This window comes from Pengzhenrongella sicca (assembly GCF_017569225.1).
Classification (GTDB): Bacteria; Actinomycetota; Actinomycetes; order Actinomycetales; family Cellulomonadaceae; genus Pengzhenrongella; species Pengzhenrongella sicca.
The window spans coordinates 3608424-3619874 of record NZ_CP071868.1 but is presented as its reverse complement, the minus strand read 5'-3'; the positions used below and the strand labels follow the sequence as shown (position 1 = coordinate 3619874).

Genomic DNA, 11451 nt, shown 5'->3' with positions numbered 1-11451 from the left:
CGTATCTGTCATCGTCTTTTGGAGTCTTCCGTGTCCGAGATCAAGCTCGTCGCCACAGCCCGCACCGAGTTCGGCAAGGGAGCGGCCCGCCGCACTCGCCGCGCCGGCCAGATCCCCGCCGTCCTGTACGGGCACGGCGGCGACCCGCTGCACGTCTCGCTCCCGGGCCACCAGACGATGCTGTCGCTCAAGCGCGCGAACGCGCTGTTCTCGATCGAGTTCGACGGCGAGCAGCACCTCGCGATCGCCAAGGACATCCAGCGCGACCCGGTCAAGGACGTCATCGAGCACATCGACCTGCTGCTCGTGACCCGCGGCGAGAAGGTCAGCGTCGAGGTTCTCGTGCGCGTCACCGGCGAGCCGTTCCCCGGCACGATCCACTTCGTCGAGATGCAGCGCATCGCGCTCGAGGCCGAGGCGACCAACCTGCCCAGCTCGATCGAGGTGTCGATCGAGGGGCTCGTCGCGGGCACCCAGATCCGCGTGGGCGACCTGGTCCTCCCCGAGGGCACGACGCTCGAAGAGTCGCCTGAGGGCATCGTCGTGACGATCGCCGAGCCGCAGAGCTCGGCCGCCGACGAGGCCGCCGACGCCGAGACCGCAGCCAACCAGGCCGCCGCCTCCGCCGCCGCCGCCGAGGCAGCGCCCGCCGAGGACTGATCGCCGCAGCGCCACCAGCTCGACTAGCAGCCCCCGAGCGCCGACGTCCTCCTGGACGCCGGCGCTCGGACGTTGCGGCGCACTGAGTACGGTTCACCGAGAACTCTGCCTACCGAACAAAGCGAAAGAAGTAGTCGATGCCGGACGGTCTGTGGCTCGTGGTCGGGCTCGGGAACCCGGGACCCGGATACGCGGGTAACCGCCACAACGTCGGCCAGATGGTCGTCGACGAGCTCGCGCGCCGGCACGGGGCCGCCTTCTCGGCCCGCGGGATCGGCGGCGCCCGCGCGGCGACCGCGCAGGTGCGGCTCGGCACGCTCCCCGGTGGCGCGCCCGGCCCGCAGGCGGTCCTCGCCAAGCCGGTCACCTTCATGAACACGTCCGGAGGACCCGTCGCCGGGCTCGCGCAGTACTACCGGGTCGAGCCCGGCAGCATCGTCGTCGTGCACGACGAGATCGACATCGCCTTCGCGGACCTGCGGCTCAAGGTCGGCGGCGGCGAGGGCGGCCACAACGGGCTGCGAGACATCACCAAGGCGCTCGGCAGCAAGGAGTACGTGCGCGTGCGGGTCGGCGTCGGGCGGCCGCCCGGCCGCATGGAGGCCGCGGACCACGTGCTGCGGGACTTCTCGGCGACGGAGCGCAAAGAACTGCCGTGGCTCGTGGACGCCGCGGCCGACGCCGTCGAGCTCACCATTACCGCAGGTCTCGAGAAGGCCCAGCTGAGGTATCACACGAAGGCGTGACGTTCGAGCCCCTTTGGGGCAATTTCACCCGGACATTCACCCGCCCCGAGCGGGCCATTCACCCGAATGCCGGAAGAACGGGTGAAATGGGACACATCGACCAGACCAGGTCGTACCTGGGCCTATACGCTCCTCTTCTACCCCGGCCCCCGGAACGAGGAGGAGACCGACATGACGCTCACGGCTGATCGCGAGCTCGAGTGGCAGCAGCCCTCCGATGACCGGCGTGGCCGCGCCGCTGGCCCACGCCGCTCGTGGGCCTCGGCCAACCCGTTCGTGGTGCGGTCGACCCCGCACAACGACTCCGAGCTCGGCGCGGACCGGTGGGCCCGCGCCGTCGCCCGCTACCGCCGCGTCGCCGTCGCGCTCGACGCCCTAGTCGCGACCGTGGTGACCTCCGGCTTCATGCTCGCGATCGTCGGCCGCCAGCCCGAGACGATCCCGCTGATCGTCCTCGGCGCCGTCGGGTTCGTCGCGTGCATCGCGATCAACCGCGGCTACGACGAGCGTTCGCTCGGCGACGGCCCGGGGGAGTACCAGGCAGTGGTGCAGGCTGGCCTGCTCGCCGCGGTCACCCTCATGGCCGTGAGCTACGCGTCGATGGCCGAGATCTCCCGTTCCCTCGTCTTCTTCGGTGTCCCGACGCTCGTGCTGCTCAGCTGCTTGACGCGCATCACCCACCGGCGGCTGCTTCAGCGCGAGCGCGTGCTGCGCGGCAGCGCGATGCGACGGACTCTCGTCGTCGGCGACCTCGCCGCGGTCGAGCGCGTCGTCGGGGACCTGCAGCGGCGGCCGCGCGAGGGCTACCACATCACCGGCGTCTGCGTCCCGTCGCTCGACGACGTGCAGCCGCGGTCGGACCTGCCGATCCTCGGCGCCGTCGCCGACGTCCCCCAGGTCGTCGCCGATCGCGGGATCGAGGTCGTCGTCGTGGCGGGCAAGTGCCTCAGCGGCGACGCGCTCCGGCGGTTGTCGTGGGCGCTCGGCCGCGCCGGAGCCCACCTCGTCGTCGCCCCCGACCTCGTCGAGGTGCACGCGCCGCGCATCTCGCTGCGGCCGGTCGCCGGGCTCTCGCTCCTGGAGGTCGAGGTCAGCGCACCCCGGCGCCGGCAGCTGGCCAAGGCCACGATGGACCGCGCCGTCGGGGTCGCGCTGCTGACCATCGCGGCGCCGATCATCGGCGTCGGCGCGCTCATGGTGCGGGCGACCTCGCCCGGCTCGCCGTTCTACCGCCAGACCCGGGTCGGGGTCGACGGCCGTACCTTCACCATGTGGAAGCTCCGCAGCATGTACCGCGACGCCAACGCGCGGCGGGACGCGCTGCTGGCCAGCAGCGACGGGGACGGGGTCCTGTTCAAGATGCGGGACGACCCGCGCGTGACCCCGGTGGGTCGGGTCCTGCGCCGGTACTCGCTCGACGAGCTGCCGCAGTTGATCAACGTGGTCAAGGGCGACATGTCGCTCGTGGGACCGCGGCCGCCGCTCGCCGAGGAGGTCGCCGCGTACGGGGACTCCGTGCACCGCCGGCTCCGGGTCAAGCCCGGCCTGACAGGCCTGTGGCAGATCTCCGGCCGGTCGGACCTGAGCTGGGAGGAGTCGGTCCGGCTCGACCTGCGGTACGTCGACAACTGGTCTGTCGGGATGGACCTGCTGATCCTGTGGCGGACGGCGCGGGCCGTGGTCCAGCCCTCCGGTGCGTACTAGATGCCGCCCGGCACGACGCGCAACGCCGCACCCGCACCACCGACCGCAGGCCCGCTAGGGGGACGAACGTGACCACAGTTGACGACGCGCGAAGCCTGGCGCAGGACGGGGTCGGCGACGAGATGGTGGACCAGAGCGCCCCCGAGGGGCCGACCCAGCAGGTCGACTGCCTCATCGTGCACCAGTTCGACGCCGCCCGGCCCTCGCCCGGCGGGATCGACACCTGCATCCGAGGCCTGATCACGTACTCGCCGGCCGGCATGACCATCGCCATCGCCGGTGTGGACAGCGGTGCGCCGGTCGCTGGCCGCACGCTCGGCGTGTGGGAGCTGCACCAGATCGGCGGCCGCGACGTGTGGTTCCTGCCGGTCGCGCGCCTCGACCCGGGCAATCAGGCACGCCTGATCCCGCACGCCCTGCGGCTCATGGCCGGGGTGTCCAAATACCGTTCCCGCCTGCCCCAGGCGAGCGTGATCCACGCGCACCGGGCCGACACTGCGCTCGCCGTGCGCACGCTGCTCGGGCACCCGCTCGTCTACTTCATCCACACCCAGGAGGGCGGGCTCACGAGCGCGACCTCGGACTCGGTCTGGCGGTTCGCCGGGCGCGCGCACGCGGCCATGGAGCGGTCCGTCGTCGGCGGCGCGGCGGGCGTCGTCGTGTTCAACCCCGCCTACGCCGAGGTCGTGCACGAGCACAACGAGCTCGCGATCTTCTCCCCGACCTGGTTCGACCCGGCCCTGCTCGCCTGGGCCGACGAGCCGGCCGAGCCGCACCGGGTGGTCTGGGTGGGCCGCCTCGAGGAGCCGAAGGACCCGGCGCTCGCGCTCGAGGTCTTCAGCCGGCTGCTCGAGGCGGGCGACGACCTCCCGTGGACGCTCGAGATCGTCGGCGCGGGCACGCTCGCTACGGACCTCGAGACGAAGGTGGCGGCTCTCCCCGCGCACGTCGCGGAGCGGGTGCGGCTGCGGGGTCGGCTGACCCCGCGCGAGGTCGCGGAGGTGATGGGCGGGTCGGGCGTCTTCCTCATGACCTCGCACCCCGGCTACGAGGGTTTCCCGATGGTTCTCGTCGAGGCGCTCGCGTCGGGCCTGCCTGCCGTGGTGACCGAGGGTTCGGATACGGGTGGCATCATTTCTCGGGGGCTCAACGGAATGGTGAGCGCCCGCGACCCCGGCCTGCTGGCGGCTGCGATCATGAGTGCGGTGTCCTATGACCGGGACGTCGTACGCAAGAGCGCGGACGCCTACAGCGCCCCCGAACTGGTTGGAAGGATCTTCGATGCGACCTTCCCCACCGAGAAGTGACGGCCCGGAAGTGATCATGGCGGTGCATCCGTCCGGCGTCGTGACTCTCGCCGGGCGGGAGCTGTTTCTGGGTGACCAGGCGGAGCTCCTCGCGCGCATCGAGTCGCTGCTGCCGGCCCGGGGCGTGCTCGCGGTCATCACGCCGAACGTCGACCAGACGTTGAACTACATCCGCATCCCCGACCTGCGGCGCGCATATGACGAGGCCGAGATCCGGATCACCGACGGGTTCCCCCTCGTCAAGCTCGGCCAGCTGCTCGGCGCGTCGCGGCTGCAGCGCCACACGGGCGCGGACCTGCTCCCGCTCGTGTCCGAGCGCTCGCTCCGCAACGGGTGGCGCATCGCGGTCACCGGCGGCGAGGAGCACGTCGCGCAGGCCGCGGCCGACAAGCTGCGCAAGCTGTACGACGCCGACGTGGTCGCCGTCCCCTTTCCCTACATCTCCTCGGTCGAGGACGACGCGTCGCGCAAGGTCGTCGACGAGCTCGTCCGGATCCAGCCGGACCTGGTCTTCGTGTGCCTGGGCTCGCCCAAGCAGGACGTGTGGGTGTCGCACTGGCGGTCCGAGCTTCCGCCGGCCCTGTATATCGGCGCCGGCGCAGCGGTCGACTTCGTCGCCGGCACCAAGAAGCGCGCCCCGAAGGTCGTCCAGCGCCTCGGCGGGGAATGGTTCTACCGGATGGTCCAGGAGCCCCGCCGGCTCGCCTGGCGCTACCTCATCCGCGGTCCGCGGTTCCTGTACATCGCAGCCCGCTCCCTGATCGTGGCCCGGGAGGGCACCAGGTGACGCCCACCGTGTCGTGCGTGATCCCCACGCACGGTCGCGACCATCTCCTCGGCGAGGCCATCGCCTCCGTCGTCGCCCAGCGGCACCCGCCGACGGAGGTCTTGGTCGCGGACGATCTCGGGTCCCCGGCCACCCGCGCGTGCGTCGAGGAGTGGGCGGCCCGGGCGCCGCTGCCCGTGCGTTACGTCGACGCGAGCGGCACCGGCTGGACGTCCGCCGGCGCCTCGCGCAACGCGGGCGTCGCGCGCGCGACCGGCGACGTCGTCGCGTTCCTCGACGACGACGACACCTGGGAGCCCGACTTCCTTGGCTCGGTCGTGCCCGCGCTCGTGGCCGACGGCGTCGACTTCGCGGTGGGCTGGACCGCCGCCGACGCGGGCGAGCGCGCGTACCACATGGAGCGGATGCGACCGGGGCTCGGCGTCGGCGACGTCGTCGCGCGCAACCCGGGCTTCGTGGGCAGCAACTTCGTGATGCGCCGCGAGGCGTTCACCCGACTGGGCGGCTTCGACCCGGAGCTGACCGTCTCCAACGACCAGGATCTGCTCGTGCGAGCGCTGGCGGCCGGCCTGCGCTACGCCGTCGTCCCTGAGGTGCTGGTGCGCAACCGGATCCACGCCGGGCCGCAGCTGACGGACAAGACCGAGCGGCGCGTGCACGGCATCGAGACCTACCTGTCCAAGCACGGCGACCTCATGACGACCGACGACCGGCGCTACATCCGCTCGCAGATCTCGAGCATCCGGCGGGTGATCGGGCCGACGCGCAGCATCCGGTGGCGGTCGACGGCGTCGCTCGCCTGCTATCGCCTCGTCGAGGCGGTCCGGCCGTGACGGCGCCGGAGGCCCTCGCCCGCCGGCGCCGCCTGCCGGCGCGCGAGCACGGCGCCGGGTGGATCTCGGCCGGCTGGGAGCACCGGGTGCAGGTTGGACTGATCGTGACCGTCTGGCTCGGGGTCCTCGGGCCGCTGCTCGTCCAGAGCGTCACCGAGGGCAAGGGCTTCACCCCGATCGACCAGGAGGCCGCGCCGCTGACCGGCCTCGCGAGCGCCGTCACGACCGCCGCGAACGGCCTCATCGTGCTGGCGTGCGCCGCGGTGGTGCTGGCGTGCCTGCCCGCGCTCGCGTGGCGCACCGCGGGCGTGCTCGTCCTGCTCGTCGCGCCGTGGGGGATCGCCGCGGTGCAGCTCGTCGTGCTGGGGCGCCCTCCCGGGGCGCCCGCCCTGATCTACCCGGCGGTCGCGGCCGCGTTCTGGGCGCTGCGACCGCGCCGCGCCGCGATCGAGACCGTGGGCTACCTCACGGGCGCGACGGCGCTCGTGAGCCTGCTCCTGGGCGCACTGCTGCCTGACGCGGGCCGGTATCCGCTCGAGACGGCCGGCCTGGAGAAGGTCATCGGGCCCGCCGGCGTGCTGTCGGGGGTGATGCCGACGGGCAACAACCTCGGCCTGCTCCTGGTCGTCGGACTGCCGACGGTCTTCGCCATCCGGCGCGTCGCGCTGCGGTGGGTCGCGCTCGGGGCCGTCGCGCTGGCGCTCGCGTGGACGATCTCGCGCACCTCCTGGGTCGCCGCGCTCGTCGTGCTCGTCATGCTGGCCGCCCTGGCCTGGCTCCCGCGCCGCGGCCAGCTCGCGGGCCTGGGGCTCGGCCTGCTCGCGCTCGTCGGGCTCGTGGTGCCGTTCGTCACGAGCGACCCCGATCGCTTCACCCACCGCGCGGGCTACTGGATCGCGACGCTCGACGCCTGGCGGGACAGCCCCCTGGTGGGGTACGGCGCCGACTACTTCAAGCAGATCGCCAACACGCCCGCCGACCTTGGCGGGTACGCCTACCACGCGCACAACCAGGGGGTGCAGCTGCTGATCACCGGCGGCCTCCTGCTCACCGTGGCGGTGCTCGCGCTGCTCGCCCTGGCCGCGGTGCGCGCCGTCCGCCTCGCCGCCGCCGGCGTGCCCTGGGCCGCGGGGTGGCTGGCGGCGCTGCTCGCCGTCGGGGTGCTCGAGGTCCCGCTCGGCTTCGTCGATCGCATGATGTTCCTGCCCGTCACCCTCGTGCCGCTGTGCCTGCTGCTCTGCGCCGACCGGACCGACGACGACCCTGCCGGCCCCGTGCCGGGCGTGACGGCGTCGTCGGCCAGGCCCCCGGCGGGGGCAGCCCATGGGTGAGGTCCTCGTGTCCGCCCGCGGGCAGGTCGACAATCTCGGTGACTCGGTCCTGCGGCGCGGGCTGCTGCGCGCCCTTCGCCCGGCGGGGGACCTCGTCGTCAACGTCGTCGGGATGCCCGCCGGCTATCGCGCGGGGCTCGGGCTGGGTCCGAGCGACCGGCTCGTGGCCGACGCCGGCGCGTGGGGCCCGCTGCTCGCGCGCGGCCTGCTGCGCGGCGGCTTCTACGCCTACAACGCCGGCGAGACCTACGCCGACCCGGCCTACGCGCGGCACTGCCTCGGCTCGCTACCGCTGCTGCTCGCCGGGCGGCTGCGCGGTGGCCACGCGGTGCACACCGGCTTCGGGATCCGGGCGCCGCACCCGGTCTGGGGTCGCGCCGTCCGGATCGGCCTCGCCGCCTGCGACGAGGTGAGCTGGCGCGACACCCCCAGCCGCGACGCGATCGGCGTCGGCAACGTCGCCCCCGACTGGGCCTACGCGGAGGGCGCGCCCTCGGGTGACGTCGAGCGCGCGGCGGACCTCGTGGGCCGCGACGTGCTCGCCGTCTCGCTGCGCTTCGACCGGCCGCTGCCGGACGACGGGTGGGTCGCGGCCGTCCGGGCGGCCGCGCGCAGCCGCGGCCTGACCATCGTGGCGTTGCCGCAGGTCGGGCGGGACTCCGAGCGTGCCGAGCTGCTGGCGCGTCGGCTCGGGGGCGATCTGCTGGCGTGGGACGGGCAGGACCACGCCGCCCGCGAGGAGGTCGTGCGGGCAGTGCTGCGGCGGTCCTCGATGGTCGTGAGCGACCGCCTGCACGCCCTCGTGCTGGGGCACACCGAGGGTGCGCTGCCCGTCGGGTTCGGCACCGCAGGGGTCGAGAAGCTCGCGCGCACGCTTGCGACGGTCGGGGCGGCGGACGTCGCGTTCCACCAGGGCGAGGTCACGAGCCGGCGCGCCGTGCAACGGATCGACGAGATCGACGCGCAGCGGGTCGAGCTGCTGGGATGCGTCCGGCCCGCGCGCGAGCGGCTCGACGCGCTCGGCGGCCGCATCCTCGCGCTCGCGACGAGCGGGGCGGCCGGCTCCCGGCTCCGGCAGCCGAGCCCGGGGGTGCGCCGGTGAGCGCGCTCTCCGACGTCGCCGCGAAGGGCACCGCCGTCTCAGTCGGCGCTCAGCTGGTCCGCTTCGTGCTGCAGATCGGCTCGATGATCGTCCTCGCGCGGCTGCTCGTGCCGGCGGACTTCGGGCTCGTGGCGATGGTGACGGCGGTGATCGGTGTCGCCGAGATCGTGCGCGACCTCGGCCTGTCGACGGCCGCGATCCAGGCGCGCACGCTCAGCGAGGCCGAGCGGTCGAACCTCTTCTGGGCGAACACCGCGCTCGGCACCGCGTGCGCGGGCATCGCGCTCGCGCTCACGCCCGTGATCGTCGCGATCTACGACGAGCCCCGGCTGAGCCAGGTCGTCCCCCCGCTCGCCGCCGTCTTCGTGCTGTCTGGGCTGGACACGCAGCTGCGGGCGGACCTCGCGCGCTCCCTGCGGTTCCGGTCGCTCGCCACCTCCGACGTCATCTCGCAGGGCACCGGCATGCTCGCGGCCGTGCTCCTCGCGCTCGCCGGCGCCGGGTTCTGGGCGCTCGTGGCGCAGCCCGTCGTTGCCGCGTTCATGAGCCTCGTCGTGAACGCGGTCAACTGCCGCTGGGTGCCGGGGCGGCCGCGGCGGTCGGTCTCGATCCGGCCGTTCCTGCGGTTCGGGGTGCGGCTGATGGGCACCCAGGCGCTGTCGTACGGCACCAAGAACATCGACAACATCGCCCTCGGCGCGGTGTGGGGCCCGGCCTCGCTCGGCCTGTACAGCCGGGCCTACCAGCTCCTGATGACCCCCCTGAACCAGATCAACACACCGCTGACGCGCGTGGCGGTCCCCATCCTGTCCAAGCTGCAGGACGACAAGGACACGTTCGTGCGGTACGCCGGGCGCGCGCAGCTCGTGGGCTGCTACGTGACCGCGACGATGCTCATCGTCGCCGCCGCGCTCGCGGACCCGCTGATCAGCCTCCTGTTCGGCGACACGTGGGAGGGGCTTGCGCCGATCTTCGCGCTGCTCGCCCTCGGCGGGGTCTTCCGCTCGATCTCGCAGCTGTCGTACTGGCTGTTCCTCGCGACTGGCCGCACGGGCTCGATGCTCCGGCTCGACGTGTGGTGCCAGCCGCTGATGATGATCGTCATCGTCGCGGGCGTCCCGTGGGGCCCCGAGGGCGTGGCGATCGGGCACCTCGTGGCGTACTCGTCGTACTGGGTCGTGTCGCTGATCGCCGTCGGGCGCGTCACCGGCATGTCGGTGCGGCCGCTGTTCATCAAGGCGGTGACCGCCGTCGGCCTCGTCGGCGTCCCGAGCGCCGCGGCGGCCTGGGGGGCCACCCACCTCGTCGGTCCGGCGTGGGCTCAGCTGGCCGTGGGCTGCGTTGCCGCGGTCGCCGTCATCGGCCTCGTCGCCCTCGTGCTCCCGGTGGTGCGCCGCGACCTGGCGTTCCTGCTCGAGTTCCTGCGCCGCGCCGTCCGGCGCTGAGCTGCCGAACTGGGAGTCGTGGTCCCGGAATCGCCGTCGACGTCACCACAACTCCGAGGTCGAGGCGCGGTCGGTCGCGACCGACGTCCCGCCACGACCCGCCAGGTCGGGCGCCGAGAGCGCGAGTGTGGGCGTTCGGCTCCATGCGGCGCTGGTGTGGGCGATCGGTCCCCTGATCGGGGGCAGATTCATATGGTGGGAGCAACGCCCCTGTTGAAGGAGCGTTGTGATGGTCAAGTTCCCTGAGGGCACTCGGGCTCGGTTTGTGGATCTGGTCTGTGGTGGTCTGAGTGTTGAGGCTGCTTCTGCGCGTGTCGGTGCTGTTGGGGCCACGGGTTTCCGGTGGTGGGCCCAGGCTGGGGGGATGGAGCTGCGCAGTGGGCGCTTGGGTGGTCTGGCTGACCCGGGGCCACGAACGGATCGCGACGCCAGCGAGCGGATGGTGACGTTGGCCGATCGGGGGATGATCGAGATGGGCCGGCGCACGGGCATGAGCTATGCCTTGATCGGGCAGGCGATCGGTCGGGACAAGTCCGTGGTCTGGCGAGAGGTCAGGCGCAACGCGGGCCCGGACGGGGCCTATTACGCCTCGCTCGCCCATGCCAGGGCCCATCAGGCCCGGCGGCGGCCGAAGCCGTTGAAGCTGGTCGCGAACGCGCCGTTGTGCGCGCAGATCGCTGCGTGGATGGACGTCGGGTGGAGCCCGAAGCTGATCTCGTCGATGCTGGCGCTCACCTTCGCCGATGATCAGGGGATGCAGGTGAGCCACGAGACGATCTACCGCGCTCTCTACGTCCAAAGTCGCGGGAACTTGCGCGCTGACCTGGCCAAGAAGCTGAGTTTGCAACGCAAGAAGCGAGTTCCCCATACCGCTGACCGGCACAAGAGCAGCCCCTACAAGGAGGCGTTCAAGATCAGTGACCGGCCAGCCGAGGTCGAGGATAGGGCGATCCCTGGGCACTGGGAAGGTGACCTCATCATCGGCCGCAACGGGACCGCGATCGGCACTCTGGTCGAGCGCAGCACCCGATTCACGATCTTGCTGCACCTGCCCGACGATCACAGTGCAGGCGCGGTCGCGGCAGCGATGATCCGCGAGATGAGCAGCCTGCCCGAACATCTGCGTCGCTCGATCACCTGGGACCGCGGAACCGAGCTCGCCCACTACGCCCAGATCCAGACCGCGCTCGACGCGACGCTCTACTTCTGCAACCCGCACTCACCCTGGCAGCGCGGCACGAACGAGAACACGAACCGGCTCCTGCGATTCTGGTTCGAAAAGGGCTCCGACCTGGCCGTACATACCCCCGCGGACCTGCATCGAGTTGCGGCTACCTTGAACCGCAGACCCCGCCCGACCCTGGACCTACAAACCCCAGCCGACCGGCTGAACCAGCTGCTACTCGCCGCATAACCCCCGGCGTTGCTCCCACACCTTGACTTTGCCGGGTGTCGGACCCGCAGATTGCGCACACGCGCGCGCTCAAGAGCAGAACGCCCGCACTCGTAGCTACCCTTGCGGCCGCCGGCGCCGGC

Annotated in this window: 10 protein-coding genes; all 10 read left to right on the top strand. The window is 72.3% G+C overall.

The window, feature by feature from the left end; translation table 11 throughout:
• The first annotated feature begins 30 nt into the window (after positions 1-30).
• Entirely contained in the window at positions 31-660 is a 630-nt protein-coding gene (locus J4E96_RS16590; protein ID WP_227423161.1) for a 50S ribosomal protein L25/general stress protein Ctc, read from the top strand.
• A gap of 137 nt (positions 661-797) precedes the next feature.
• Complete coding sequence (gene pth, locus J4E96_RS16585; RefSeq protein WP_227423160.1) at positions 798-1406, top strand: aminoacyl-tRNA hydrolase; 609 nt, start codon at positions 798-800, stop codon at positions 1404-1406.
• A 171-nt stretch (positions 1407-1577) separates the two neighbouring features.
• On the top strand, positions 1578-3110 hold the full coding sequence (locus J4E96_RS16580) for a sugar transferase (protein WP_227423159.1): 1533 nt from the start codon (positions 1578-1580) through the stop codon (positions 3108-3110).
• Positions 3111-3178: 68 nt separating this feature from the next.
• Positions 3179-4417 (top strand): glycosyltransferase, encoded by a 1239-nt coding sequence (locus J4E96_RS16575; RefSeq protein WP_227423158.1) that lies wholly within the window; start codon positions 3179-3181, stop codon positions 4415-4417.
• A 16-nt stretch (positions 4418-4433) separates the two neighbouring features.
• Entirely contained in the window at positions 4434-5204 is a 771-nt protein-coding gene (locus tag J4E96_RS16570; protein ID WP_227423157.1) for a WecB/TagA/CpsF family glycosyltransferase, read from the top strand.
• Complete coding sequence (locus J4E96_RS16565) at positions 5201-6037, top strand: glycosyltransferase family 2 protein (protein WP_227423156.1); 837 nt, start codon at positions 5201-5203, stop codon at positions 6035-6037. The genes J4E96_RS16570 and J4E96_RS16565 overlap by 4 nt, the downstream gene beginning before the upstream one ends.
• Complete coding sequence (locus tag J4E96_RS16560; RefSeq protein ID WP_227423155.1) at positions 6034-7368, top strand: O-antigen ligase family protein; 1335 nt, start codon at positions 6034-6036, stop codon at positions 7366-7368. The genes J4E96_RS16565 and J4E96_RS16560 overlap by 4 nt, the downstream gene beginning before the upstream one ends.
• Complete coding sequence (locus tag J4E96_RS16555) at positions 7361-8470, top strand: hypothetical protein (RefSeq protein WP_227423154.1); 1110 nt, start codon at positions 7361-7363, stop codon at positions 8468-8470. Before J4E96_RS16560 ends, J4E96_RS16555 begins: the two co-directional genes overlap by 8 nt.
• Complete coding sequence (locus J4E96_RS16550; protein WP_227423153.1) at positions 8467-9915, top strand: lipopolysaccharide biosynthesis protein; 1449 nt, start codon at positions 8467-8469, stop codon at positions 9913-9915. Before J4E96_RS16555 ends, J4E96_RS16550 begins: the two co-directional genes overlap by 4 nt.
• A 229-nt stretch (positions 9916-10144) precedes the next feature.
• Positions 10145-11329 (top strand): IS30 family transposase, encoded by a 1185-nt coding sequence (locus J4E96_RS16545; RefSeq protein ID WP_406619925.1) that lies wholly within the window; start codon positions 10145-10147, stop codon positions 11327-11329.
• Positions 11330-11451 lie beyond the last annotated feature (122 nt).

Excerpts from the sequence above, each read along its gene's own strand:
- pth (WP_227423160.1), top strand. The coding sequence starts at position 798 with ATGCCGGACGGTCTGTGGCTCGTGGTCGGGCTCGGGAACCCGGGACCC.
- J4E96_RS16580 (WP_227423159.1), top strand. The coding sequence starts at position 1,578 with ATGACGCTCACGGCTGATCGCGAGCTCGAGTGGCAGCAGCCCTCCGAT.
- J4E96_RS16570 (WP_227423157.1), top strand. The coding sequence starts at position 4,434 with ATGGCGGTGCATCCGTCCGGCGTCGTGACTCTCGCCGGGCGGGAGCTG.
- J4E96_RS16555 (WP_227423154.1), top strand. The coding sequence starts at position 7,361 with ATGGGTGAGGTCCTCGTGTCCGCCCGCGGGCAGGTCGACAATCTCGGT.
- J4E96_RS16545 (WP_406619925.1), top strand. The coding sequence starts at position 10,145 with ATGGTCAAGTTCCCTGAGGGCACTCGGGCTCGGTTTGTGGATCTGGTC.